This window comes from Enterobacter sp. 4974935, assembly GCF_058661735.1.
Map to the genome: position 1 here is coordinate 3376773 of NZ_JBZWGT010000003.1, position 26558 is coordinate 3403330.

The 26558-nt window shown below is 56.1% G+C and carries 25 protein-coding genes; 6 read left to right on the forward strand and 19 right to left on the reverse strand.

Annotated elements, in window-relative coordinates:
* Window positions 1-47: 47 nt before the first annotated feature.
* The 5 genes from malZ to phoB all read right to left on the reverse strand — a co-directional run bounded on the left by malZ (window position 48) and on the right by phoB (window position 7655).
* Window positions 48-1865 carry a maltodextrin glucosidase gene (gene malZ, locus AC4OVS_RS17475; RefSeq protein ID WP_063137854.1) on the reverse strand — a complete coding sequence of 606 codons (1818 nt, stop codon included), beginning with the start codon at window positions 1863-1865 and terminating at the stop codon, window positions 48-50.
* Between the two features lie 599 nt (window positions 1866-2464).
* Window positions 2465-3838 (reverse strand): proline-specific permease ProY, encoded by a 1374-nt coding sequence (proY, locus tag AC4OVS_RS17480; RefSeq protein WP_023299434.1) that lies wholly within the window; start codon window positions 3836-3838, stop codon window positions 2465-2467.
* An 81-nt stretch (window positions 3839-3919) separates the two neighbouring features.
* Window positions 3920-5239: a branched-chain amino acid transporter carrier protein BrnQ gene (brnQ, locus tag AC4OVS_RS17485; protein ID WP_038415468.1), complete on the reverse strand. Its 1320-nt coding sequence runs from the start codon at window positions 5237-5239 to the stop codon at window positions 3920-3922.
* A gap of 409 nt (window positions 5240-5648) precedes the next feature.
* On the reverse strand, window positions 5649-6944 hold the full coding sequence (phoR, locus tag AC4OVS_RS17490) for a phosphate regulon sensor histidine kinase PhoR (protein ID WP_023299433.1): 1296 nt from the start codon (window positions 6942-6944) through the stop codon (window positions 5649-5651).
* A gap of 21 nt (window positions 6945-6965) precedes the next feature.
* Window positions 6966-7655 carry a phosphate response regulator transcription factor PhoB gene (gene phoB / locus AC4OVS_RS17495; protein WP_003859122.1) on the reverse strand — a complete coding sequence of 230 codons (690 nt, stop codon included), beginning with the start codon at window positions 7653-7655 and terminating at the stop codon, window positions 6966-6968.
* A gap of 187 nt (window positions 7656-7842) precedes the next feature.
* On the opposite strand from phoB, the gene sbcD reads away from it, so the two are divergent.
* Together sbcD and sbcC are read left to right on the forward strand one after the other, a co-directional pair.
* The gene (gene sbcD, locus AC4OVS_RS17500; protein ID WP_038415466.1) at window positions 7843-9048 is read left to right on the forward strand and encodes an exonuclease subunit SbcD; all 1206 of its coding nucleotides are present in this window, start codon (window positions 7843-7845) and stop codon (window positions 9046-9048) included.
* Window positions 9045-12176, forward strand: a complete 3132-nt coding sequence (sbcC, locus tag AC4OVS_RS17505) for an exonuclease subunit SbcC (RefSeq protein ID WP_491922596.1) — start codon at window positions 9045-9047, stop codon at window positions 12174-12176. The genes sbcD and sbcC overlap by 4 nt, the downstream gene beginning before the upstream one ends.
* Window positions 12177-12263: 87 nt before the next feature.
* On the opposite strand, the gene mak is transcribed toward sbcC, so the two are convergent.
* Complete coding sequence (gene mak, locus AC4OVS_RS17510) at window positions 12264-13169, reverse strand: fructokinase (protein ID WP_003859127.1); 906 nt, start codon at window positions 13167-13169, stop codon at window positions 12264-12266.
* Between the two features lie 123 nt (window positions 13170-13292).
* On the opposite strand from mak, the gene rdgC reads away from it, so the two are divergent.
* Window positions 13293-14207: a recombination-associated protein RdgC gene (gene rdgC / locus AC4OVS_RS17515; RefSeq protein ID WP_006809928.1), complete on the forward strand. Its 915-nt coding sequence runs from the start codon at window positions 13293-13295 to the stop codon at window positions 14205-14207.
* Between the two features lie 47 nt (window positions 14208-14254).
* Here the strand turns inward: rdgC and ppnP are convergent, their stop codons facing one another.
* The 5 genes from ppnP to AC4OVS_RS17540 all read right to left on the reverse strand — a co-directional run bounded on the left by ppnP (window position 14255) and on the right by AC4OVS_RS17540 (window position 16891).
* Window positions 14255-14542, reverse strand: a complete 288-nt coding sequence (gene ppnP / locus AC4OVS_RS17520) for a pyrimidine/purine nucleoside phosphorylase (RefSeq protein ID WP_003859131.1) — start codon at window positions 14540-14542, stop codon at window positions 14255-14257.
* A 71-nt stretch (window positions 14543-14613) separates the two neighbouring features.
* Window positions 14614-15291, reverse strand: coding sequence for an AroM family protein (locus tag AC4OVS_RS17525; protein WP_003859133.1), 678 nt, complete (start codon window positions 15289-15291; stop codon window positions 14614-14616).
* Between the two features lie 236 nt (window positions 15292-15527).
* Window positions 15528-15719: a protein YaiA gene (gene yaiA / locus AC4OVS_RS17530; RefSeq protein WP_023305565.1), complete on the reverse strand. Its 192-nt coding sequence runs from the start codon at window positions 15717-15719 to the stop codon at window positions 15528-15530.
* 44 nt (window positions 15720-15763) lie between these two features.
* Window positions 15764-16288: a shikimate kinase AroL gene (gene aroL / locus AC4OVS_RS17535; protein ID WP_023305564.1), complete on the reverse strand. Its 525-nt coding sequence runs from the start codon at window positions 16286-16288 to the stop codon at window positions 15764-15766.
* A gap of 144 nt (window positions 16289-16432) precedes the next feature.
* Window positions 16433-16891 (reverse strand): YaiI/YqxD family protein, encoded by a 459-nt coding sequence (locus AC4OVS_RS17540; protein WP_022647211.1) that lies wholly within the window; start codon window positions 16889-16891, stop codon window positions 16433-16435.
* A gap of 97 nt (window positions 16892-16988) precedes the next feature.
* Between AC4OVS_RS17540 and proC the strand changes: the two genes are divergently transcribed.
* Window positions 16989-17798 (forward strand): pyrroline-5-carboxylate reductase, encoded by an 810-nt coding sequence (proC, locus tag AC4OVS_RS17545; protein WP_023305563.1) that lies wholly within the window; start codon window positions 16989-16991, stop codon window positions 17796-17798.
* 16 nt (window positions 17799-17814) lie between these two features.
* Here the strand turns inward: proC and adrA are convergent, their stop codons facing one another.
* From adrA to AC4OVS_RS17570, 5 genes are all read right to left on the reverse strand, one after another.
* Entirely contained in the window at window positions 17815-18918 is a 1104-nt protein-coding gene (gene adrA / locus AC4OVS_RS17550) for a diguanylate cyclase AdrA (RefSeq protein ID WP_023305562.1), read from the reverse strand.
* A gap of 102 nt (window positions 18919-19020) precedes the next feature.
* The gene (gene psiF, locus AC4OVS_RS17555) at window positions 19021-19341 is read right to left on the reverse strand and encodes a phosphate starvation-inducible protein PsiF (RefSeq protein ID WP_491922597.1); all 321 of its coding nucleotides are present in this window, start codon (window positions 19339-19341) and stop codon (window positions 19021-19023) included.
* Window positions 19342-19635: 294 nt separating this feature from the next.
* Entirely contained in the window at window positions 19636-19896 is a 261-nt protein-coding gene (gene iraP, locus AC4OVS_RS17560) for an anti-adapter protein IraP (RefSeq protein WP_003859148.1), read from the reverse strand.
* Between the two features lie 199 nt (window positions 19897-20095).
* Entirely contained in the window at window positions 20096-21319 is a 1224-nt protein-coding gene (locus AC4OVS_RS17565) for a multidrug efflux MFS transporter (protein WP_425968814.1), read from the reverse strand.
* Between the two features lie 169 nt (window positions 21320-21488).
* Window positions 21489-22172 carry an extensin-like domain-containing protein gene (locus tag AC4OVS_RS17570; protein ID WP_250116712.1) on the reverse strand — a complete coding sequence of 228 codons (684 nt, stop codon included), beginning with the start codon at window positions 22170-22172 and terminating at the stop codon, window positions 21489-21491.
* Window positions 22173-22276: 104 nt separating this feature from the next.
* Here AC4OVS_RS17570 and ddlA point away from each other — a divergent pair, with 104 nt between their 5' ends.
* Window positions 22277-23374, forward strand: coding sequence for a D-alanine--D-alanine ligase (gene ddlA / locus AC4OVS_RS17575; protein WP_022647205.1), 1098 nt, complete (start codon window positions 22277-22279; stop codon window positions 23372-23374).
* A 3-nt stretch (window positions 23375-23377) separates the two neighbouring features.
* Here the strand turns inward: ddlA and AC4OVS_RS17580 are convergent, their stop codons facing one another.
* Window positions 23378-23596, reverse strand: coding sequence for a DUF2754 domain-containing protein (locus AC4OVS_RS17580; protein ID WP_022647204.1), 219 nt, complete (start codon window positions 23594-23596; stop codon window positions 23378-23380).
* Window positions 23597-23844: 248 nt separating this feature from the next.
* Between AC4OVS_RS17580 and AC4OVS_RS17585 the strand changes: the two genes are divergently transcribed.
* Window positions 23845-24147: a DUF2755 family protein gene (locus AC4OVS_RS17585; protein ID WP_003859159.1), complete on the forward strand. Its 303-nt coding sequence runs from the start codon at window positions 23845-23847 to the stop codon at window positions 24145-24147.
* Here AC4OVS_RS17585 and AC4OVS_RS17590 read toward each other — a convergent pair whose 3' ends face one another.
* Both AC4OVS_RS17590 and sbmA read right to left on the reverse strand, forming a co-directional pair.
* Window positions 24148-25245 carry a DUF1615 domain-containing protein gene (locus tag AC4OVS_RS17590; RefSeq protein ID WP_491922598.1) on the reverse strand — a complete coding sequence of 366 codons (1098 nt, stop codon included), beginning with the start codon at window positions 25243-25245 and terminating at the stop codon, window positions 24148-24150. It lies immediately after the preceding gene.
* 12 nt (window positions 25246-25257) lie between these two features.
* Entirely contained in the window at window positions 25258-26478 is a 1221-nt protein-coding gene (sbmA, locus tag AC4OVS_RS17595; RefSeq protein ID WP_022647202.1) for a peptide antibiotic transporter SbmA, read from the reverse strand.
* Window positions 26479-26558: the final 80 nt, after the last annotated feature.

Genomic DNA, 26558 nt, shown 5'->3' on the forward strand with positions numbered 1-26558 from the left:
TAGTTGCATTTGCGCCATCTAAAAGGTGAAAACCATGCTGCCTGCGCTTAGCTGCCGAACCAGACCGTAGCGGAGATCGCCGGCAGCGTGAGCACGCTCTCCTGTAACGTCGCTTTCCCCTCTTTGCTCTTCCACGTTTTACCGGCCAGCAGCGGTGAATCTTCCAGCACCACTTCACACGCCTCGCCCCGGTTGATCGCCACCAGCACACGCTGCTGGTTGTAGACGCGGACAAATACCACCACATTATCTTGGGCGTACATCACCTGACAGCCCCCGTAGCGCAGGGCCTGGCTCTGCTTGCGTAGTGTCGCCATACGCTGGTACAGGCTGAACAGATCCTGATCCTGCTTTTCAGGCTCCCATGGGAAGGTTTTGCGGCAGAACGGATCGTTGTTACCGTCCAGCCCCACTTCATCTCCGTAATAGATGCACGGCACGCCCGGCCAGGTGAAAAGCCAGGTCACCGCCAGCGGCAGACGCGCCACATCTTTACCCAGCAGCGATTTAAAGCGCGCGGTATCGTGGCTGTCGAGCTGGTTAAACATCCGAAGCTGCTGCTGATGAGACAGGCCAGCGCGATAGTTCTCCATCCACGCCATGCAGGTTTCGGCGTCAATATGCTGCGGATCGTAAGAGATATCGGTGTTAGCGAGGAAGCCCCACAGCGGGAAGGTGAAGCCGCGATAATTCATCGACGCGTCTTCTGCATCTGCCTGCAACCACTGACGCGCGTCGCCAAAGTGCTCCCCGAAGACGAATGCTTCCGACCGGGCCGCTTTTGCCGACCGGGTAATGGCGGCGACATGCTGAAGGTTATTCCGCGCCCCGCCTGCTTCACCCAGCATATGCACCACGTCCAGCCGCCAGCCGTCCATATTCCACGGCGCTTTCAGCCAGTGGCGCACGATGCTGTCTTCGCCGCCGTAGATTTCATTCACAAGCGTTGACGACTGGAAATCGAGCTTCGGCAGACTCGGGTAGCCCAGCCAGTCCAGGGCGCGGCCATTCTCGTCAAAACTGTACCAGTCACGCTGGGGGGAATCCGGATTATGGCATGCGCCGCCCATCGACTGATTGTGGCGGTCGAACCACGCATGAGAATCACCGCTGTGATTGAACACGCCATCAAGGATCAGGCGCATACCTTCTTTTTGCGTGTTGTGGCGCAGCCGCAGCAGCGCCTCGTCACCGCCAAACTGCTCGTCAACGTGGCGGTAGTCCTGCGTATCGTATTTGTGAACGCTTGGCGCTTTAAACACCGGGTTCAGGTACAGCGCCGTCACGCCGAGCTTTTTCAGGTACGGCAGTTTTTCGCTGATACCGTCGAGATCGCCGCCGTAAAAGGTCGATCCCCCCGCCTGGGCGGTCAGCGGCTCGTCCCATTTTTTCAGAATGATGTCGTGACCGACCGCATGATGGTAATAAACCTTGTCCTGGTCGGCGGTGCGCTTTTCACTGCGCGCAAAGCGGTCCGGGAAAATCTGGTAAAAGACCTGATCGTTAACCCACTGCGGGCCGTTATCCGGGTGATCCACGGCAAACTGCTCCAGCCTGGCCGGAGGGAAACGGCTGAAGCCCTGCGGGGTAAACCACAGCTGGCGGTTGTTCCACAGCAGCTTGAAGCCGTAGCGGCGACGCGGCTGTCCGCTGCGCAAATCGATATTCGCCCGCCACGCCGTAATACCAGGCTGAGGCTGGCTGCGCACCTTGTGCATTTTCAGCGATGTCTCTTCGTTATCCACTTCGGCGCGCAGGGTCACACGTTCAGGCTGATTTTCCCCTGCCAGCCAGAGCGTAATCACAAGGTTGTCTTTGTTTTGCTTAACAAATGGGGCAACCGGAAGGTGCCAGGCGTTTAACATCACGAATCCCCTTTGATGAAATTGACGTCACCTTGCCACAGGGTTGTTAAGGTTAGCTCACCATGACGGAATTTATTGGGGGAGGAGGACGGGGGAGGAGGCATCAGTGCGGCCTGATGCCCTCACCCTAACCCTCTCCCACGGGGCTGAGGGATCCCCAGTAATTTTTTTATGCAGAAGCAATAAAGTTGCTTTCTAAATGACTGAGGGCTGTCAGCGATGCCCTGGTCCGGCTGTAAATCGCTGAGGCGTTTGCCTTCCGGCCGGGGCGAGGCGCAGGGATGCGCCGAGAGGGCGGCTTTACAGGGACGTTGCCTCCGCCCGTACCCGATAAGCCGGAAGGAATAAGCCGAGGGCACCGCGAAGCGGCGATTTACCGCCGGGAGCACGGGTCGCCAGGGTGGTGGCGACTGAGCCATCCTGGCACGTTCACCGGTCATGTCGTTACAGAGTAGCAAGGAACATAAAGTGAACGGAATGACCACCACCGCCGTATGTTCCCCTCACCCTAACCCTCTCCCCGGAGGGGCGAGGGGATTGCTCAGTGCTCGCATTAATTTGTGGGGAACCCTCTCCCACGGGGAGAGGGGAAAAGAATGTTACTGTGCTTCCGCCAGCTGACGATCGCGGCGACATTTAAACATCCAGCCCACCAGCAGCAGGACGATCCACGCGAAGCCCACGTACAGGGAAATACGGGTATCCGGGTGATAACCAATCAGGCCGATGATAAACACCAGGAAGATGAGGCCAACGACGGTCGTCGCAACACCGCCCGGCACTTTAAACTTCAGCGCTTTGGCCTCTTCTGGCGACAGGCGGCGACGGAACGCAATCTGCGACAGCAGGATCATGATCCACACCCACACCGTCGCAAAGGTCGCCAGCGACGCAATCACCAGGAAGACGTTCTCCGGCATAATGTAGTTCAGGTAGACCGAGAACAGCAGCGCCACGGTCATGACCAGCACCGTTACCCACGGGGTACCGCGACGCGACGTTTTGGCAAACACCTTCGGCGCACTGCCCTGCTCCGCCATGCCGTGCAGCATACGGCCCACGCCGAACACGTCACTGTTGATGGCCGACAGCGAGGCGGTCAGCACCACAAAGTTGAGAATGCTGGCGGCAAACGCAATGCCCATATGCTGGAAAGTCAGGACAAACGGGCTGCCGTTGGTGCCCACCTGGTTCCACGGGTAGATGGACATAATCACAAACAGCGTGCCCACGTAGAACACCAGGATGCGCATCGGCACCGAGTTGATGGCGCGCGGAATAGACTTCTCCGGATCTTTCGCTTCCCCGGCGGTGATGCCGATAATCTCGATTCCGCCATAGGCGAACATGACCATCTGCAGCGACATGACCATCCCGAGCCAGCCGTTGCTAAAGAAGCCGCCGTTGCTCCACAGGTTGTGAATGCCGGTTGGCTGTCCACCGTTGCCGATACCCCAGATGATAATGCCGAAACCGGCGAGGATCATGATGATAATGGTCGCGACCTTGAAGAAGGAGAACCAGAACTCCAGCTCGCCAAACACCTTCACGCTCATCAGGTTAACGGCGCAGATAATCAGCACCACGCTCAGCACCCAGATCCAGTGCGGCACGGCGGGGAACCAGACCCCCATATAGATACCAAACGCCGTCACATCGGCAATGGCAACAATCAGGATTTCGAAGCAGTAGGTCCAGCCGGTGATAAACCCGGCCAGCGGGCCTAAATTTTCCTGCGCGTAGCGGGAGAAGGAACTGGCAGAGGGGTTGTGAACCGACATTTCGCCAAGGGCGCGCATGATGATATACGCCGCCACGCCGCCGATGATGTAGGCCAGCAGAACGCTTGGACCGGCCATTTTGATGGCATCTGCCGAGCCATAAAAAAGACCGGTACCGATAGCCGAGCCCAGCGCCATAAAGCGGATGTGGCGGGTGCTCAATCCACGTTTAAGTTTGTTAGTGCTTTCCATTAAAATCTTGCCATTCAACACGAAAAAAACAAAAAACCACGGGGCCTTAAGCCCCGTGGTTAAACAATTTGTTGCCGTTGATTAATGGGCGTTGGATGTCACCTGACGCCCTGCCGCACGGTCCCAGATAATCGCCAGAACCAGCGCTACAACGGAAGGCATCAGCCAGGCCAGGCCCTGCTCGGACAGCGGCAGACGCTGTGTCCAGGCTGGCAGGATTTCTGCAAATGCTGATGCTTTGATCCCGTCAAGGATACCAAAAATCAGGCTGATAAACATGGCTGGCGCAATAATTCGCGTGGAGTTATGCCACCACGAACGGGTGAAGCTCAGCACTACCAGCACGATACATGGCGGATAGATCGCCGTCAGCACCGGAATTGAGACCTGAATCAGGTGGCTCAGACCGAGGTTTGACACCGCCATGGAGAAGATGCCGAGGATAAACACCAGCGTGCGGTAAGAAAGCGGCAGATACTGAGCGAAGAACTCCGCGCAGGCGCAGGTCAGACCCACCGCCGTCACCAGACAGGCCAGGAAAATCAGCGCCGCCAGCAGCATGCTGCCTGCACCACCAAAGGTGTGCTGCACGTAAGCATGCAGGATCGCCGCGCCGTTTGCGCTCTGATCGACCAGCGTTGCGCTATCTGAACCCAGGCGGAACAGCGCCAGATACAGCAGCGTCAGGCCGACACCGGCCATCAGGCCAGCCCAGATGGTGTAGCGAGTCAGCAGACGCGCTTCGGTCACCCCGCGGGAACGCGCGGCGTTAACGATAACGATACCAAACACCATCGCGCCAAGCGTATCCATCGTCAGATAGCCGTTCACGAAACCGTTTGAGAACGCCGCGTTCTGGTAGGCGTCCATCGCGGAGCTGATGGGCCCCGCAGGCCAGACGATGGCCGCAACCGCCAGCACAATCAGCGCCACAATTTTCAGCGGTGCCAGGAAGTTACCCACAGTATCCAGCAGTTTGCCCGGATAGAGAGAAACCAGAATCACGATGGCGAAGTAAATGAGGCTGTAAATAAACAGCGGCATCGCGCCGTCACCGGTCAGCGGGGCAATACCCACTTCAAAGGAGACGGTCGCCGTACGCGGGGTTGCGAACAGCGGGCCAACGGCCAGATAGCAGACGGTTGCCAGCAGAACGCCAGCCACTTTGCCAATCGGGGTGCTGAGGCTGTCCACACCGCCACCGACTTTCGCCAGCGCGATAACGGTCAGTACCGGCAGGCCCACGGCAGTAAGCAGGAAGCCAAACGCAGCCGTCCAGACGTGTTCACCCGCCTGTAAGCCAACCATTGGAGGAAAAATGATGTTACCTGCGCCAACGAACAGCGCAAATGTCATAAAGCCCAGCGCGATAATGTCACGCGATTTCAAGTGATGGGTCATAAAACCTTACTGCCTGTGGATGTGGTGTTGAATACGTTGAGATTTTCGCCATCCCTGACGGGACGATACAGCGGAAAATTTGCTCAATTTCAGCGGGATATGCTCCCGTCCAGGCGTGGCGAAGAATAGTTTTTCGATTTACCACGCAAATACAGTCGGTCTGACAGTATATGGGGGGCAATTTAAACGCTTATAACGTTTAAAGGCAAGAAGGGATCGTAAAACCAGAACAATATGCCAGCATGAAAATTCAGACCAAAATAATATGCCATGTATAAGAAAAACTCATGGCTAATCATGCGAACAAAAAAGCACCAGCCGTATAATATTCACTCGCGTTTCGCTTGACTGCAAAGCAAACGGGCCAGCAATCGCTGGCCCGTGGAAAGGTAGCCTGACACACACGCTGTCAGGCACTTTTTTTGGCAATTAATCGTTCCGGAATCACGAAGCTAAAGCGCGTGCCCTTACCCAGGGTGCTTTCGATATTGAGCCGGCTTTCGTGGTGGCTGACGGCATGCTTCACAATTGCCAGCCCCAGTCCGCTCCCGCCGGTCTGCCGCGAGCGCGCCTTATCCACCCGGTAGAACCGTTCGGTGAGACGCGGGAGGTGTTCAGGCCCAATCCCCGGCCCGTTGTCCTCGACGCTAAACTCAGCCCCTGCCGGAGTATGCTGCCACCGCACCGCGATATGCGTCCCTGTCGGGGTATGATTCACGGCGTTATAGACCAGGTTTGAGATAGCGCTTCGCAGCTCATCTTCACTGCCGAGCACTTTCAGCGTGTTATCAACATCAAAACTCAGGGTGTGTTGATTATGGCTCAGCGTTTGGGCTTCGCGCTCCACCACTCGCAGCATCATCGGCACATCAATGATGTCGTTTAGCGCCAGCGACGGGGCAGCCTCAATTTTTGAAAGCGTTAGTAGCTGTTTGACCAGCCCTTCCATGCGGAACGTCTGTTCCCGCATGGTATGCAGCGCTTTCTCACGCGGCGCCCCCTCAAGCGTTTGCTCCTGCATCATCTCCAGATAGCCCTGAAGCACCGTCAACGGCGTACGCAGCTCGTGGCTGACGTTGGCAAAGAAGTTACGTCTCGCGCCCTCAAGCTGATGCATCTGGGTGACATCCCGCGCCACCATCAGCCACTGCCGATCGCTGTAGGGCATCACGCGAATTTCAAGATGGCGACCGTTATTGAGCTTCAGATTGTGCGGACGACTAAAATCACGCGTTTTCAGATACAGCGTGAACTCGGGATAGCGCAGAAGGTTGAGGATGTTCTGACCGTTATCATCCGGCCAGCGCAGGCCCAACAGCTGCTGTGCGAGGCCATTGCACCAGAAGATGGTCCCTTCTTCCGTCGTCAGGATCACTGCGTCCGGCAGCGACTCCGCGCCGCTGCGAAAGCGTTTTATCAGGCTTCCCAGCTCACGACGGCGCTTTTTATTACGCATCTGCATCTGGTGCAGGCCGTAGAGTAGCGGTTCCCAGCTCCCGCTTCCCGGCGGGGGTGTCATACTTCTGTCGACCCACAGCCACCAGGAAAGACGCAGTAAATTCCAGAAATGCCAGACGAGCAACCCCGTCACGGCCACCAGTAAAAACCACGGCAGATAGCCAAAAATAGCCCCCAGAATGAGGGCCGGAATACAGCATAAGATCAGTTCAAAGACGAGCCTTTTCCATGACAGACGTTCCAGCACGCGTCACACTCCTGTCATTGTTCAGAAACGGGTCGAGAAGCGATAACCCGTGCCGCGGACCGTCTGTACCATGCGATCGTGGCCGCTCAGTTCCAGTGCTTTACGCAGGCGGCGAATATGGACGTCAACCGTTCGGTCTTCGACATAGACGTTAGTTCCCCAGACGTTATTCAGCAACTGTTCGCGGCTGTAAACGCGCTCCGGGTGTGTCATAAAGAAGTGCAGGAGTTTAAATTCGGTGGGGCCCATATCGAGGGGATTTTCACCGGTCATGACCCGGTGTGAGGTAGGATCCAGGCTCAGGCCCTGCATCTCAATCACCTCTTCCACCGCCATCGGTGAAATACGGCGCATCACGGCTTTGATACGCGCCACCAGCTCTTTTGGAGAGAACGGTTTGGTGATGTAATCGTCCGCGCCGGTTTCCAGACCGCGCACGCGATCCTCTTCCTCACCGCGCGCCGTCAGCATCACCACCGGGATATCGCGGGTCATCGCCTCGCGTTTGATATGCTTGATAAACTGCAATCCGGAACCGCCAGGCAGCATCCAGTCCAGCAGGATCAGATCGGGCCAGGGTTCATTCAGCTGGTTCACCGCGCTGTCATAATCTTCCGCTTCAACCGGCTGGAAGCCATTTTGTTCAAGCACGAAGCACACCATTTCACGGATCGGAGCTTCATCTTCTACGACCAGAATACGTCTCGCCATACTTTGCCCTGTCTTATCGTATTTAAGTTACAAGTCTGTAATGCGGCGTCATTATGCGTCAGATTTATGACAGATTTATGAAAAACATTACCACGATAAATAGCAAACTGTTGTTTTATTACAGCGGTTATTTTCCGTTCCCCGAACGTTTATAATCCTGCTTTCTTATTATTGCCACGGATCTCTTATGCGCATACTTCACACCTCAGACTGGCACCTGGGTCAAAATTTTTACAGCAAAAGCCGCGCCGCGGAACATGAAGCGTTCCTGAACTGGCTGCTGGAGACGGCTCAGGCTCACGAGGTGGACGCAATTATTGTGGCGGGCGACATTTTTGATACCGGATCGCCGCCGAGCTATGCGCGTGAGCTGTACAACCGTTTTGTGGTCAACCTCCAGCAAACCGGTTGTCACCTGGTGATTGTCGCCGGAAACCATGACTCGGTGGCGACGCTGAATGAATCCCGCGATATTCTGGCGTTCCTCAATACCACCGTGGTGGCCAGCGCCGGACACGCGCCGCAGATCCTGAAAAAACGTGATGGCACGCCGGGCGCGGTGCTATGCCCAATTCCGTTTTTACGCCCGCGCGATATCGTGCAAAGCCAGGCAGGCCTGTCCGGGAGCGAAAAACAGCAGCATCTGTTGCAGGCCATCACCCGCTATTATCACCAGCAGCATACGGAAGCCTGCGCCCTGCGCGGCGAACAGGCCATTCCGATCGTTGCCACCGGGCACCTCACCACCGTCGGGGCCAGTAAGAGTGATGCGGTGCGCGAGATTTATATCGGTACGCTGGACGCGTTTCCAGCGCAAAACTTTCCTCCCGCCGACTACATTGCCCTCGGGCATATTCACCGGGCCCAGATCGTCGGCGGCTGCGAGCATATTCGCTACTGCGGCTCGCCCATTTCCCTCAGTTTTGACGAAACGGGCAAAGCCAAATCCGTGCATCTGGTGAGCTTCACCGAAGGCAAACTTAGCGCCGTTGAGACGCTTGAGGTGCCGGTCACCCAGCCGCTGGCAGTGCTGAAAGGCGATCTGGCCGCCATTACCGCTCAGCTTGAGCAGTGGCGCGGCGCAGTGCTTAATCCCCCCGTCTGGCTCGATATCGAAATCACCACCGATGACTACCTGTACGATATGCAGCGTAAAATTCAGACGCTGACGGAAGACCTTCCCGTGGAGGTGCTGCTGGTACGTCGCAGCCGCGAGCAGCGCGAGAAAATTCTGCTGAACGCCCAGCGTGAAACGCTTAGCGAACTTCGGGTTGAAGAGGTGTTCGCGCGGCGGCTTGCGCATGAAGAAGTGGACGAGGCCAGGCGCACCAGGCTTAACGAGCTGTTTGCCCATACCTTGCATTCCCTCAATGACGAGGACGAAAACGCATGAAAATTCTGAGCCTGCGTCTGAAAAATCTGAATTCGCTAAAGGGTGAGTGGAAAATCGATTTCACCGCGGAGCCTTTCGCCAGCAATGGGCTGTTTGCCATCACCGGCGCAACCGGCGCGGGTAAAACCACGCTGCTGGATGCCATCTGCCTGGCGCTTTACCACGAAACACCGCGTCTTAATAAGGTCTCTCAGGCACAAAACGACCTGATGACGCGCGATACCGCCGAATGCCTGGCTGAAGTGGAATTTGAGGTCAAAGGCGTTGCTTATCGCGCTTTCTGGAGCCAGAACCGCGCCCGCAACCAGCCAGACGGGAACTTACAGGCACCGCGCGTTGAGCTGGCCCGCTGCGAAGACGGCAAAATTCTGGCCGATAAAGTCACGGATAAGCTGGAACAAACCGCCGCACTCACCGGGCTGGACTATGGTCGCTTTACCCGCTCGATGTTGCTCTCTCAGGGGCAGTTTGCCGCCTTCCTGAATGCTAAACCGAGCGATCGGGCAGAGCTGCTGGAGGAACTGACCGGCACGGAAATTTACGGCCAGATTTCCGCCATGGTTTTTGAAAAACACAAAGCGGCACGCAACGCGCTGGAGATGTGCGAAGCGCAGGCCGCAGGCGTTGTGCTGCTGAGCGAGGAACAGCAGCAGCACTTGCAGCAAAGTTTGCAGGCACTTACTGACGAAGAAAAAATCCTGCTGGCACAGCAGCAGAGCCAACAGAAAGATTTTCAGTGGCTTACGCGTAACGACGAGCTGATACGTGAGCAGCAGCGCGTAGCCGCTTCGCAGCAGCAGGCGCAACAGGCTCTGACGGACGCCGCGCCGCAACTGGCGAAGCTCCAGCTGGCACAGCCCGCCGCCCAGCTACGTCCGCTGTGGGAGTATCAGCAGGAGCAGACCACCCGCCTGGCGCAGACAACAGCGCGAATTGTTGAAGTAAATACTCGCTTACTCGACAGAGCGGCGCAGCGCTCGCGTATTCGCAACGGTGCGCTGCACAACCGTGAACAGTTGCGGACAGAACACACGGTACTGACGCAGTGGCTAACCGAACACGATCGTTTCCGTCAGTGGGGGCAGGAAATTGCCGGCTGGCGGGCGCATTTTACGCAACTGAGTCGCGATAAAAATCAGCTTGTGGCCCAGTCAGCGCGTATGGCTGAGCTTCGTCAGAAACTGGCTGAGATGCCGGAGAGTACGCTGACGCTGACGGCTGAGGATCTCGCGACGGCAATGGAGCAACAGGCACAATCGCGGGCGCTCCGCCAGCGCCTGACTGCGCTTCACGCTCGCTATCAGCCGCTGCAAAAACGGCTGCGCCATAATGCGGAAAGCGTGCAAAAAGCGCAGGCTGAGCAGGCTAAGCTCAATGAAACGCTGATCCTGCGGCGTCAGCAGTTCAAAGAGAAAAATCAGCACTATGCCGACCTGAAAGCGCTCTGTGAGCGTGAGGCAACAATCAAGGATCTTGAGAACTATCGTGCACTGCTCGAAGCGGGTAAACCTTGCCCGCTCTGCGGTTCAAGCGAACACCCGGCAGTTGTGCAGTATCAGGCGCTTGAACTGACCGACAATCAGCGCCGCCGCGACGCGCTGGAGAAAGAGGTTGCCGCGCTAAAAGAGGAAGGATTGCTGGTGCTCGGGCAGGTGAATGCGCTCACCCAACAGATCCAGCGCGAGACAGAGGAAGTACAGGCCCTCTCTCAGGAAGAGCAAGCACTCACTAAAGAGTGGCTGGAGGTCTGCACCTCCCTGAACATAGCGCTGAATATTCAGGATGATATTGCCCCCTGGATGAGCGAACAGGAGCAGTATGAACGCCAGCTGTATCAGCTTAGCCAGCGTCTGACGCTGCAAAACCAGCTCAATGAACAGGAAGATCAGGCGCGCCAGTACCAGCAGCAGCTGACGGCGACGCGTCAGGCGCTGGCAGCCTCGCTAGAGTCGCTGTCGCTTAGCGTGCCCGATGAAGGGGCCGAAAGCGCCTGGCTGAGCGCACGCGAAGCTGAATATACCCGCTGGCAGGAAAAACAGGCCCAGCACGGTACGATTCAGGAACGTATTAACGCCCTGATGCCCATCCTGGAGACGCTGCCGGATTCTGATGACGCAGAAGCCGACGCGGTTATCCCTGAGAACTGGCGCGGCATCCATGACGAATGCGTGTCGCTACAAAGCCAGCTCGCCACCCTACAGCAGCAGGAGACGCTTGAGCGTGAACGGCTTCAGCAGTCGCAGGCTCAGTTCAGCGCCGCGCTGACCGCGAGCTGCTTTGCCAGTCAGGAGGCATTTCTCTCCGCCCTGCTGGATGAAGCGTCGATCCGCCAGCTTGAACAACAAAAGCAGACGCTGGAGAACCAGCTCCAGCAGGCCACGGCGCTCTCCGTACAGGCAAACCAGCAGCTTCAGGCGCATCAGGCACAACGCCCGGAGGGGCTGGAAACCGACGCCGCAACCCTTCAGGCGCAGTTACACCAGCTGGCGCAACAGCTTCGTGAAAACACCACGCGTCAGGGGGAGATCCGCCAGCAGCTCAAACAGGACGCCGATAACCGTCTGCACCAGCAGGCGCTTATGCAGCAGATTGAGGAGGCGGCGCGTCAGGCTGACGACTGGGGCTATCTCAATGCGCTGATAGGCTCCAGCACCGGCGATAAATTCCGTAAATTCGCCCAGGGGCTGACGCTGGATAATCTGGTGTGGCTTGCCAACCAGCAGCTCAACCGTCTGCATGGCCGCTATCTGCTTCAGCGTAAAGCAAGCGACGCGCTGGAGCTGGAGGTGGTTGATACCTGGCAGGCCGATGCGGTACGCGATACCCGTACCCTATCCGGCGGGGAAAGTTTCCTCGTCAGTCTGGCGCTGGCTTTAGCGCTTTCCGATCTGGTCAGTCACAAAACGCGCATTGACTCGCTTTTCCTGGATGAAGGGTTCGGCACACTCGACAGCGAAACGCTGGACACCGCGCTGGATGCGCTCGACGCGCTGAACGCCACCGGGAAAACCATTGGCGTGATCAGCCACGTAGAGGCAATGAAAGAACGTATTCCGGTGCAGATCAAGGTGAAGAAGATCAACGGGCTGGGGTATAGCAGGCTGGACAGGGAGTTTGCGGTGCAGTAAATGGGGGATGTTGCCCTCACCTTGGCCCTCTCTCTGTGGGAGAGGGTACAAACATCAAAAACGGCAACGCAAGTTGCCGTTTTGCGTTTATTCCGGCCAGAGCCACGCCGCGCCGCGCACACCGCTGGAATCTCCATGGACGGCTTTGCGGATCGGCGTTTCGCATTCGCCCCCAAATACCCACTGTTTCACCAGCGTTGGCACCGTCGCGTACAGCCGGTCAACGTTGCTCATGCCGCCGCCCAGCACAATCACGTCCGGATCGAGGATATTGATCACATGCGCCAGTGATTTAGCCAACCGCATTTCGTAGCGGCTGAGCGCCAGTTCAGCCACCGGATCCTGTTCCTCAACCAGACGCATAATCTCGTTGCCTTTCAGCGGCTGGCCGCTCAGACGATGATAATCGGTGGCAAACCCCGTGCCGGAAATAAAAGTCTCAATACAGCCCTGCTTGCCACAGTAGCACGGCACCTCGGCACGGTATTTGAGTTCATCTTCGTCCATCCACGGTAACGGGTTGTGCCCCCACTCACCTGCGGTGCCGTTGCCGCCAATATGCGAGCGCCCACCGAAGGCCACGCCCGCCCCGCAGCCGGTACCGATAATGACCGCAAATACGGTCTGCGCGCCAGCCGCTGCGCCATCTACGGCCTCAGAGACCGCCAGGCAGTTAGCGTCATTTGCCAGACGCACTTCCCGGTTCAGACGCTGGCTTAAGTCTTTATCAAACGGCTGACCGTTGAGCCAGGTAGAGTTGGCATTTTTCACCACGCCGGTATACGGCGAAATGGAGCCGGGGATCCCCATCCCGACCGTGCCCGTCTCGCCCGTTGCCTGCTCTGCCATATCGACCAGACGGGCAATCGTCTCTATGGTCTGGTGATAATCATCGCGCGGCGTAGGCAGACGGTGGCGAAACAGTTGCTCCCCCTGCTCGCTCAACGCAATAACTTCTGTTTTGGTGCCGCCCAAATCAATCCCAATACGCACAAGACACTCCTCATTATTTTGATTATCAACAGAGTAGAAGCCCGCTTCCCGATTAGCAATGCAAGCGATGCGACAATTCGTTATCATGCCCGCTGATTTAACGACAAGGCCGTGGAAATTATCATGCTGTGGTTCAAAAATTTGATGGTTTACCGTCTCAGCCGCGACGTTTCGCTGCGTGCAGAAGAGATGGAAAAACAGTTAGCCGCTTACTCCTTTACCCCTTGCGGTAGCCAGGATATGGCAAAAACCGGCTGGGTTCCGCCAATGGGTTCTCAAAGCGATGCGCTGACCCACGCCAGCAGCACGGGGCAAATCATCGTTTGCGCCCGCAAAGAAGAGAAGATCCTGCCGACGCCTGTGGTGAAGCAGGCGCTCGAAGCGAAGATCTTCAAGCTGGAAGCTGAACAGGGCCGTAAGCTTAAAAAAACCGAAAAAGATTCACTGAAGGATGAAGTGCTGCACTCGCTGCTGCCGCGCGCCTTTAGCCGCTTTAGCCAGACCATGATGTGGATCGACACCGTGAACGGGCTGATCATGGTCGACTGCGCCAGCGCCAAAAAAGCGGAAGATACGCTGGCGCTGCTGCGTAAGAGCCTTGGCTCATTACCGGTGGTACCGCTGGCACTGGAGACGCCGATTGAGCTGACCCTGACTGAGTGGGTGCGCAGCGGGACTGCCGCGCAGGGCTTCCAGATCCTTGATGAAGCAGAGCTGAAAGCGCTGCTGGAAGATGGCGGCGTGATCCGCGCGAAGAAACAGGATCTGGTGAGCGACGAGATCGCCGTGCACATTGAAGCGGGCAAAGTGGTGACCAAACTGGCACTCGACTGGCAGCAGCGCATTCAGTTTGTGATGTGTGATGACGGCTCCGTGAAGCGCCTTAAATTCTGCGATGAACTGCGCGATCAGAACGAAGATATCGACCGCGAAGATTATGCTCAGCGCTTTGACGCAGACTTTATCCTGATGACCGGCGAGCTGGCGGCGCTGATCCAGAACCTGGTGGAAGGTCTCGGCGGCGAAGCGCAGCGTTGACAGGCAAAACGTAGGCCGGGTAAGCGAATGCGCCACCCGGCATGCTTTTATTTCAGATAGCGGCACAGATAAGAGGTTGGCTCTGCAACCTGCAAATGGAACTCGCTGTGGCCCGGCACGTTGAACACCTGCCCGGCACTATAGACTTTCCACTCCGTTTCACCCGGCAGCAGGACGTTCAGCGCACCACTGACCACCGTCATCTCTTCCGCTTCTGCGGTGCCAAAGGTGTATTCCCCTTCCGCCATGACGCCGACACTGGCGCGGCCAGTGCTGCTGCTGGTAAAACCAATGGATTTCACTTTACCGGAAAAGTATTCGTTACTTTGAAGCATGAACTGGCCCTTATATTTATAGAGAAAAATCCACTATAGGGGCCATGCTCATGACCTGTCACGCAAAATCATTACACCAGTAATTCTGACGCCAGACGCGCCATCAGGACGTTAGAGAGCAGCACCGGAACATCCAGCGCCTTTTGCAGTAAATCACGATGCCGTTGATGGAAGCCCAGGCAGTCCAGCATCAGGACATCCGCCCCTCTGTCAATCAACTCCTGCCCGGCCGCAATCAGCTTCGCTTCGCTGTCCCAGAACGGGTTTGCCAGCGCGTACAACGGGGTGTGCTCCAGCGCGGCCCACTTCACCGTCTGGTTATCCAGCAGTTCTTCTACGGGAACGATCACGCCCACCTGATGACCATCAACAATTGACGCCACCAGCGGGGGGATAATCCGCATCGGTTCGAGCAGAATGGCATTACGCGCGCTGAGTCCTTTAACGGGTGCTGTGCTCATCAGCAAAATGACGTCATAGTCCTGATTGTCGAGCACTTCGATCACACCCTGTAGCGCGCGCTCAATTTTCTGGCGTGACACGTGCGCCAGTTTACCGTCACTGAGTAACGTTGCCAGGGGATCTTCCCCCTCCCCGACTGCGTAGTCTTCCATGACCTCTTCCCGACTCAGCTTCCCTAACAGACTGAGATGCGTAATTTGTTGTTCAGAGACATGCTCGGTTAAGAGCGGTAATACTTCGCTTACAGGCACCACACCAATCGTGAGGATCGCCAACGTCGCCTTCATTTTGATCGCCTTCCGTTACTACCACTACTGCCACACAGGTACAGGCTCACTACGCTGCACTGTTCATTTATTCAACAAAACAGCACCAAGCGTAGCAGGGGATCTCTACACCGTAATGTAAAGATCGACTGGCCTTTCCGAATCCACCTGTAATAACTAAATATTAACTGCTGCTTAACATCAGCGATATGTTAAAAGTGTGATTCAGGCACGGTTGTAACGAATTCGGATTCCTGTCAGGACTTCTCAGGATCCTCATAGCGCCGTTTCGCATCCAGCGCTTCTTGTTCGGTTTCATGTTCGCTGATCAGCGAATCAGGTTTAGGGTGATCGGCACGCAGCTGGTACCAGGTTACGGTCTGATCGCTATTACCTTTTTCAACGGTAACGATGCGGGCTTCACGTGGATAGGGAGGTCTGGTTGGCATAGCTCATCCTTTTTTTATGTCTGAGCTATGAGTATAGACGGCTGTCAGCTGGCGCAAGCCAAACGCAGGGCGGTAATAATCTGAATCGCAACTTTCTCGGGTGACGCTGACGCATCCACAACGTGGTGTGCCGCCTCGCGGTACAGTGCATCGCGTTCGGCGAGGACCTCGCTGACCTCTTCACTCAGCGGTTTCGCGGTCAGCGCCGGGCGCTGCCCTTCTTCCGGAAACGCCTCCAGCCGCCCCACCAGCGTAGAAACCGGGGCACAGAGGTAGATTACGACACCCTTTTCGCGCATAAACTGGCGGTTATACGGCGCCAGAATAATGCCTCCACCGGTCGCAATCACGGTTGACGGCGCGGTCACCGCTTCCAGCGTGGCCGTTTCGCGCGCACGAAAGCTCTCCCACCCCTCATTCTCCACGATATCGGCGATGGTCTTACCGGCATTCTCCTGGAGCCAGTGGTCAGTATCGACAAACTGACTCTGGCACAGACGCGCCAGCTCCAGACCAACGGTGGTTTTCCCACAGCCGCGAGGGCCAACTAAAAAGATGGGTGGGTTCATAACCAGGTGTTCCCCTTGCTGCCGGATAACTGAAGGCTGTAAAGAAATGATTGCAGAAGATGTTGCGCTAACTTTACTGCAAAGCGGTACGGAATGACAAGCCTGTGGAAGTCACACTGTACCACAAAACAGCCCGGAGGTGGGCTACGCCGGGCGGCGCTTCACTTCCAGCAGCCATTTATCCAGCTCGGCGGCAAACTGCTGGCGATCGCGCTGCGACAGGCTGTCCGGCCCACCGGTTTGCACGCCGCTGGAACGCAGGGTATCCATAAAATCACGCATGGTGAGCTTCTCCCGGATCGTTGCCGGAGAGTAGCGCTCGCCGCGCGGGTTAAGCGCCGCGGCCCCCTTCGCCAGCACGTCGGCAGCCAGCGGGATATCCGCCGTGATCACCAGATCTCCTGCGTCACACAGGCGTACTATCTCATTATCTGCCACGTCGAACCCGGCCGGCACGCGCAGAGAACGAATAAACCTGGAGGGCGGCACGCGGATATTCTGGTTCGCCACCAGCGTCATCGGCATCTGCACCCGCTCGGCGGCGCGGAATAAAATCTCTTTAATCACATTCGGACACGCGTCCGCATCAACCCAAATCGCCATAGTGTCTCCCCATTATGATTCTGGCGACTATTGTCGCCTGCATTTCGTTGTTAAGCTATCAATGAGAGATAACAACGCATAATAACGGAGAGACGTGATGGATAAGAAAATCGGGTTTATCGGCTGCGGAAACATGGGTAAAGCTATCCTCGGTGGACTGATAGCCAGCGGCCAGGTGCTGCCGGGGCAGATTTGGGTCTTCACCCCATCCCCGGATAAAGTCGCGGCGCTGCGTGATGAGTATGGTATCAACGCCGCCGAAAGCGCGCAGGAAGTGGCTCAGGTGGCGGACATTGTCTTTGGCGCCGTTAAGCCGAATATCATGATTAAAGTCCTGAGCGAGATCACCTCCAGCCTGAACAAAGAGAGCCTGGTGGTGTCGATTGCCGCAGGCGTGACCCTCGATCAGCTCGCCCGCGCGCTGGGGCACGACCGTAAGATTGTTCGCGCCATGCCAAACACCCCGTCGCTGGTAAATGCCGGTATGACCTCCGTTACCCCGAACGCGCTGGTTACTTCTGAAGAGGTGGCGGATGTATTGAACATTTTCCGCTGCTTCGGCGAAGCGGAAGTGATTGCCGAACCGATGATCCACCCGGTTGTCGGCGTGAGCGGTTCTGCCCCGGCGTATGTCTTTATGTTTATCGAAGCCATGGCCGATGCCGCCGTACTTGGCGGTATGCCGCGCGCGCAGGCCTACAAATTTGCGGCGCAGGCGGTGATGGGCTCGGCCAAAATGGTGCTGGAAACGGGTAAACATCCGGGCGAACTGAAAGATATGGTGTGCTCGCCGGGTGGCACAACCATTGAAGCCGTGCGCGTGCTGGAAGAGCGCGGGTTCCGCTCCGCCGTGATCGAGGCGATGGAAAAATGCATGGAAAAATCAGAGAAGCTGAGTAAGTCCTGATGCGTTACGCCGGGCGTCAGGCGGCCACTTCGGTGCGACCCCGTCCGGCATTTTTGGCTTTATAGAGGGCCACGTCCGCGGCCTTTAGCCATTCACGATAGTGCGTGAACTGCGCCCCCCAGGGGGCAACCCCAACGCTGATACACAACCTCGCCATAGGTGCTCCGTGCAGCGGCATGTTGACCAGCCTTTCATGGACGCGCGCCATCGCCGCAATCGCGTTGTCGGCAGGCGTGCCGGACATGATCACCGCAAATTCATCTCCCCCGAAGCGGCCAATATAATCGCCTGCGCGCAGGGTCAGCTGAAGCTGGCGCGTGATGGCGACAATCGCTTCATCCCCCACGTCATGCCCCCAGGTGTCGTTGATCGTCTTGAAGTGATCGATATCGATGAGCAGTATCGTCGCCTGTCGATGGCTGCGACGGCAGGCCTCAAATTCGTTACGCAGCAACGTTTCCCAGTGACGGCGATTGAACACGCCGGTCATTCCGTCGCGGGTACTCATCAGCTCAAGCCGACGCTTATGCTCTGCCAGCCGGATCGCCGTGCGGTGGCTGAGCCAGGCAAACAGCATGGGGTAGACCACCAGCACGGGGAGCGTCAGCCACAACGCCAGCGGTTCAGAGGTCAATAGCACAGGAGTACCCGTGGATTGCACGGTGAGCAGGGCAGACAGAGCAAGCAGCGCAAGTCCTGTCAGAAATAAGCGGCATCCCCCCGATCCCATCATGTTCATGCCGATCATCACGATCAGCGCCGCCGTTGGCAGCGCATTGAACCCTATTAATCCCATCCAGACGCCAGCAATGATGGCATCGATTTTCAGATTAACGATTTCACCGCTGTGGGGGCAGGTCGAACGAAAAGCCAGCTGCCAGGCCAGATGGGGCCAGACAAAGACCCAGCCCACCAATAACAACCACCAGACGCCAGAAAGAAGCTGACTCACCAGAACGCTGGCAAGCGGAACAAACAGCGCCGCCAGACCAACGATGCGTGCCAGCCGTATTCGCCGGGCAAATCGCAGACCGGAACGGTATGAGTCATCCTGAGAAAGCTGCTGATACCACGCTTCCCGAATGTTCTCGTGATTGTCATAAAACTCATCATTCATCATTTTTGGGAATATTCTGAAACATTTTCCCAAATTATAGAGAGGGGGATAGCGGGGAAAGTATGAAATTTTGGGTGAGCCACAGCCGTGACTCACCCGTTAGCACTACGCCTGTTTTTTCAGGCACGCGCTCATAAATTTGCTGCGATCGTCGCCTTTAAGCATCTGCTGTGTCGCCTGGGCATTGCACTCGCGCATTTTTTGCTGCTGCGGGGTCAGGCTTTTTTCACCCGGTTTGGTCGTACCATTTTTAAGGCAGTCGCTAATATACGTTTTACGGGCATCCCCTTTCAGACTTTGCGAGGTCGCCTGTTGGTTACAGGTCGTCATGCGCTGCTGCTGGGGCGTTAACGTTTTCTCTTCCGCATGTGCTGAGGCGATCAGACACAGGCCAGAGAGCAGGGTAACCAGTATTGTTGTTTTCATTGCACCATCCTTTATGTGAAGTTCCACGTTAAGTCTGGTTCGTTACGGGAAAAAAACCACCCTGCGGCCATGATTTTCACCGTGATTCAGGGTTATTTCAGTCCCGTCGCAGCGCGATTATTATTAACCGGTTTCGCAGGAACGGAGGAGGTAATTACGAGCGAGTTTAATGCGGTGAAAAGTGTGCTCTGCTTCATTTTAATTTCCCCATGGTAACGGGGTAAAAATAAAAACAGAGCGACGCCAAGCATCCGGCATGACAATTCTGTGACACGTCATTTCACCTCTGGCCGTTTAACTGCGAGGATGCCTTAAAAGCTTCTTTACGTATTGCTGAAGCAGCTCCGCGTCCTCTGCAGGCACCTGTGAATCAGGGCGAGCTTTTTCCAGCGCGCCTTCAACGTTGTCGATCAACGCCTCCTGCTCTGGTTTTGCCATCTGTCGCAGCAGCGCCGTCACAACGATCTCCAGCGCCTCGACCTGGGCAACCAGCTCTTTCGACTCTTCTTCCTTTTGGGCAAGCTTAACCAACAACTCAGCAATGAGATTTTTCATGGTGCTATGTCCTTATGTGATTTCCCCTGAAATTAACACCCTCACTGAATAATGAAAAGCATGGATTGGTTTTATCTTATGCAAAAGTGACATTGCTGCCAAAAAAGATATTTCGGAGCGCAAGCGAAACGTTTTTCTAAAAGACAGAAGCCGCATTTCGTTATATAAAAATGCGGCCATCATAAGAATTAATAATATATTATCGTGTTTGCCGGGCTGACATTGCCTCAGCGATTCGCCGGCGACGGCGCAAGGCAAAGGCCAGTTGAATAATATTAAGAAGCACCACCACCGCCGTCGCGGCAAATACCCAGCGGAAACCCGCCATCGCCGAGACCGAGGCGCCAATAAGCGGGCCCGCTACGTTGCCTAAATACATGAACGACTGGTTGTAGCCAAAAATGCGGCCGGTTACCTGGTCACTGGAATATTTCACCAGCAGCGTCTGTACAGCGGGCAGCATAGCACCATCCGCGAAGCCAAGCAGGAAGCGCAACACCCCGAGCTGAAGCGGTGTTGTGACGAACGACATGGCAAAGAAAAGGATCACCGCAATGATGAGCGTTGCCATCAGAATGCGTGCCGTACCGATCCTGTCGCCCAGTTTCCCCAGACGCGGAGCGGACATCAGCGCCGACACGCCCGGCACGGCGGCAATCATCCCGCTCAGAAAAGCAATGTTGCTGCTGTCCGGTGCCATCGACTTGATAAACAGCGCCAGAATCGGTCCCACCGAGCCGTTACAGAGCTGGATCACCATCGTTGTCACAAAAAGGCTAATCATCAGGCCAGGATAAGGTAGCGAGGCGAAAACCGCCTTTCCGCTCAGGCGTTCTGATTTGCTGACGACAGGCCGACCGCCCTCTTTAATCAGAAAAAGGGTGACCAGAAAGCTGACCGTTAGCAGGATGGCGGTAATGATAAAGACCGCACGCAGCCCAACATGGTCAGCCAGGAAGCCGCCGAGCAGGGGGCCGCCAATTACACCGCTAATCTGGGCCGTGGAAAGCGTGCTGAGTGCCCAGCCGCTCCGCTCGCGCGGTACCTGTGAGGCCACCAGCGCCATGGCATTCGGAATGTACCCGGAGGTCAGCCCCATTATCGCCCGCAGAATAAACAGCTGCCAGACGTTGGTGGCGAAGGCCTGGAGCAAAATGGCTATCGCCATCCCCAGCGAGGCGCGGAGCAGCATCAACTTGCGCCCCTTGCGATCCGCAAGGCTGCCCCACATCGGTGACACAATGGCGGACACCAGAAACGTCACGCTGAACGTCAGGCCGGACCACATAGAGAGCGCTTCATGGGAAGTGACCCCCAGCTGCGACACGTAAAGCGGCAGGAAGGGCAATATCTGGCTGATAGCCAGTCCGGTGAAGAAGCAGCCGAACCAGACTGAAATGAGGTTAACTTTCCAGGATTCCATAACAGAAATAGTCTTCATTTTTAGGCGAATTCGCCGACAGATTAGCAAGTTACGCGCAATGACATAGCGCCAGAGATGCGGCCTTGCAGACTTTGGTGTTTTATCTTCCCAGTCATCATATTTGTGAGATAAGTCACAATCTATCCAATTTTCGGCGGAAGATTATGCTTCATCGACATAAGCCATAGCCGCGCATTCCCAGATGGAAATGGTTGGCATGGGCGGCATTGTAGTCCGGCCCCAGACCGTTACCGTAATAGCCGCAGCTTGCCGACAGCAGCGCCTGTAGCCAGGGCTGCGTCTTTTCCGCTTTCCAGCCGTTGAGGACGGTAACACGCTGTCCGTTTGCCAGCCTGAAAGCGCTGATATCCAGCGCATCCGCCGTGGCATGTTCGCTGCGCCGCGCATCCGGGCGGCTGTAGATATTGCGGCAGGCGAAGCTGCCCAGATGTTCAATACGCGTAAGCTCGCTGCCGGTCCAGGTTTTGGTGAGCGGCCGGGCCTGCTGGCTGACAAACAGCGCCGAGCTTAACGCCAGCGGGCAACTGGCAAGGAAGCTGCCGTTCAGGCTGACCGGGCCAAAATCGCGCACGCGCACCACGTTACTCAGCGGACACTCACCGGCGCTGTCAGCGACCGCCTGGGTACGGATAAGCTGGCGTTGATTCGCCTGCGCTAACAGATTTTCGCACGCCTGCGGCGTTAAGTGCCGGAGTTTAAACTGGGTTATTTTTCCAGGCGGATCGTCAAGCGTAAGCGGCACGAAAGGGTTGTAATGCGGCGGCAACCAGCGGTAGCCCACCGTGGCGATCCCGGCAATAACAATAAGAATAAGCAGACCTTTTCCTTTCACGCGCCCCCCTTCAACATCCCTCAAAACATTATGGCAGAAGGCCGCGAAACCCGCCGGGCATCGTGGTATGTTATTGGCTTTTCGTCAGACTGGAAGAGAGTGAGATGGCAAAGCAGCGCGTAGGTATTGTCTTTGGGGGAAAATCATCAGAGCACGAGGTGTCATTGCAATCGGCTAAAAATATCGTTGATGCGATTGATAAAAGCCGTTTTGACGTGGTGCTGCTGGGCATTGATAAACAGGGCCAATGGCATGTTAACGATGCCAGCCAGTATCTGTTACACGCTGACGATCCGGCGCGCATCGCCCTTAATCCTTCTGATATCAGCGTCGCAACGGTTCCAGGCGTGGCACAGGGACAGCTTATCGATGCCGGGAACGCGCAGGCGCTGGCACAGATTGACGTGGTGTTCCCTATCGTTCACGGCACGCTGGGCGAAGACGGCTCCCTGCAAGGCATGTTGCGGATGGCGAACCTGCCGTTTGTCGGCTCCGATGTGCTGGGTTCTGCCGCCTGCATGGATAAAGACGTCACTAAACGTCTGCTGCGCGACGCCGGTCTGAATATTGCACCGTTCGTCACGCTCACTCGCGCCAACCGCGATAAACACAGCTTCGCGCAGATCCAGGCGCAACTCGGCCTGCCGCTGTTCGTGAAACCGGCGAATCAGGGCTCGTCCGTCGGCGTCAGCAAAGTCACCAGCGAAGCACAGTTTAACGATGCCGTTCGTCTGGCCTTTGAGTTTGACCACAAGGTGGTGGTTGAGCAGGGAATTAACGGGCGCGAAATTGAGTGCGCCGTACTGGGTAACGACTTCCCGCAGGCGAGTACCTGTGGTGAAGTGGTGCTGAATAGCGACTTCTACTCCTACGACACCAAATATATTGACGACAAAGGTGCCCAGGTTGTGGTTCCCGCCGCGCTCGATCCTGACGTTAACGACAAGATCCGGGCGATCGCCGTTGAAGCCTATCAGGCGCTGGGATGCAGTGGGATGGCGCGCGTCGATGTGTTTCTGACGGCGGATAACGAGGTAGTGATTAACGAAATCAACACCCTGCCGGGCTTTACCAATATCAGCATGTACCCGAAATTGTGGCAGGCCAGCGGAATAAGCTATCCGGAACTGATCACCCGCCTGATTGAACTGGCGCTGGAGCGTCACGCCGCTGACAGCGCCCTGAAAAGCTCTGTTAACTGACGGTTAGTCGGCTTTCTCTGCCGTCGTCTCATCGGGACGACGGCGGATAATGAATCCCGCCAGCCAGAAACTGATTACCCAGGTCACCAGCCCAACCGCATAGGTTTGCCAGCCCTTCGCTTCAAATCCCAGCAGCCCGACAACACCGTTGAGTATAAAGATCAGCCCGATCGCAAAGGCGTAGTAATGCCAGTCACGGCGTAGTTTGGAAGTGAGCTTCATGACAACTCCGGCAGAAAAAAAACTATCCTCTCACAGTTTGATAAAGCCGTCTGTGGCGGATACGTAAATTCTGAAAAGCAGCGTAGTTTCACTTATGTTATCAATTTGTGACGTGATGCAGAAATCGACAATCCAGGAGAAATCCTGAGCCGAATTTCCCACGATTCTGATATTGACAAATGCTATGACCTGTCACACTCACCCTGTACGACGCGTATTAAAACAGAGTGATATTTTCGGGAGGTCTTATGGCAGACTTTACATTGTCGAAACCGATTTTTGGCGGAAAACAACCAAAAACCTCCACGGCGGGGAATATCGCCTATGCCCTGTTTGTTCTGTTTTGTTTCTGGGCAGGAACCCAACTGCTGAATATGCTGGTGCATGCCCCTGGCGTGTATGAGCATCTGATGCAGGTACAGGATACAGGCCGCCCGCGCGTTGAAATCGGTTTAGGCGTGAGCACCGTATTCGGGCTCATTCCCTTCCTCGCGGGCAGCATGGTTCTGGGCGTGATTGCGCTCGTGCTGCGCTGGCGCAACCGCCACTGATTACAGTCCCATACAGCGAGCCCGACGATCGTCCACGCGTTTTGCGAACCATGCGGTCGTCAGGTTACGCGTGATCTTCGGGCTTTCAAGCTGAATGCCTGGCAGAATGGCTCTGGGTAGTGCCTTTCCACTTTTCTTCTCTGCAAGCGCGAAAACCTGCTTATACAGATCCGTTTTCTCAAACGCCAGGCTGTCACCCTTCTCCAGCTGTCGGCGAATGTCACTGTTTCTCATCTCCAGCTTCGTCGAAAGTTTTCGCACTGCCCGTTCGGTGGACCCTGCCTCGCTGCTGCCGTAAGCAATGAGATCGCCATCCAAAGCGAGCTTCACACCGCTGGCACGGCTTACCGCATTCTGGAAGGCTGCATTTCGGCTGGCATACCAGCCCGCGTTAAAGTCGGCAAAGCGATACAGCGGTTTATCGTAGTTGGCCGGATAATTCAGCAGGTGATACGTCCCAAACCACAGCCCACCGCGCAGGGAGAAGACTTCCTGACGCACCGTACCGTCGATATCCCACGGATAGCCGTCGGTATGCTTTTCCGCAAATGCGATGCTTACCTGCATCGGACCGCCGGTATGTACCGGATTCAGCGAGCCAAACAGCTTCTGCCCCATCGGAACCATATTGATGAAATCATCGAAAATGGCGCTGAGCTGCCTCTCGGTTTTCACCGTATCCAGCCGTTCGCTGTAGCTTTTACCGTTTGGCGAGGTGATTTTAAGGGCGGTATGTACCAGGAAAACCGGGATATGCATCGATTCGGCCCGGCGGTCGATCTCCTTCCAGGCGATTTTGTTCAGGCCAGGCACAACAGGATCTGACTGATACATCGATTCCTGCTGCGCCACCGCCAGCACCGAGCAGATGTTCTCCTCGGTAGGCGCGATCTTCTGACTTTTGAAGGTCGTTGCCAGCGCATCAGCCCACTCACTGCGATCCTTCACGCTGGCGGGCATTTTTTGCCGCACCACGCTCGCCACATCAACGGGCTTCTCCCCTTCTTTGAGCGGGGTAGCCCCTTTCTCGGCACAGCCCGCCAGCACGACGGCGGCGAGTAACGTCAGCGGTAATGCACGTGGTACGGCAAATGGCATAGCAATTCCTTTTTAACCTAATGTATGGGTGACTTCCTGCAAATCCTTATCGTCCAGCTCACGCTCGAAACTGCGTAAACGTTTGTAGATGGACATCAGCTCCACCAGCGTAGTCCAGGAGCTAATCAGGTACTGGAACGAACCGCGAACCTGACCAAAAACGTTAGTGATCTGGGTCATCAGACCGAGCGTAATCGTACCCGCAACGATGGACGGGAACAGCAGGAACAACCCGAAAACGTTATCAACCTGAAGATAAAGGATGCGCGCGATATTGAAATACATGTAATGGAAATAGAGGCGGAAGTAATTACGACGTACGGCGCCAAACAGCTCACGCACGGTAGGCGGTGACGCACGGTTGGGATCGTCTTCACCATACACCAGCTCTTTACGGTAGGCCGCTTCCACGCGCTGGTTTTTAAATTCCAGCCCCGGCAGCTTGATCCCCACCACTGCCAGCAGTCCCGTTCCCATCAGCGACCAGACAATCGCGGCAATGACCAGGCCGTACGGCAGATGGCCGACAATCGGCAGTTCCGGAACGTGGGATGAGAGCGTCACCAGCACCGGCAGGAAGGCGATCAGCGTCATGATGGCATTAATAAAGCTCACGCCCATATCTTCGAGTGTAGAGGCAAAACGCATGGTGTCTTCCTGCACACGCTGTGCGGCACCTTCGATATGACGCAGGTGCTGCCAGTGCGCCATATAGTGTTCGTTCATCGCGGTACGCCAGCGGAACACATAGTGACTGACGAAAAAGTTATTCATCACGCCGATCACCACGGCGATGAGGGCGATGCCGAGGAAGATCCCCACCTCATGGTAGAACTGGTTAATGGTCACTTTATGCGGCGAACTCAGCGCCGTCTGGATCAGATCGTAAAACGGCGCATACCAGGCGTTGACCGCCACGCCCACTTCCACCAGGAACCAGGTGACAAAGATGATTAACGACGTGCCGAGAATCGACCAGTATTGCCAGCGGTGAGGCGAATAGATAAACCAGAACATGGCAAAAAGCCCCACGCAGAGCATGTAATAGGCGTAGAAAAGCAGATAGCTCATGGACCAGAAGCGCGCAGCGCTAATGGGAATGTCGCCCGTTGCCCCCGTAAGACGGGTCAGCCACGCGCCGCCACCGGCCTGCCAGAAAATGACAGCCAGCAGTGCCCAAATAAATGCCGACAGGAAAAAGGGCCCCGGCTTTGGGAAAAAAGACTTAAACATTGTGCTTCCTTCTTGTTGTTATGGCTGTTGCTGTGTTTAACATATCGCCACACGAAACCTTGCCTGGGCCAGCCTCCCGG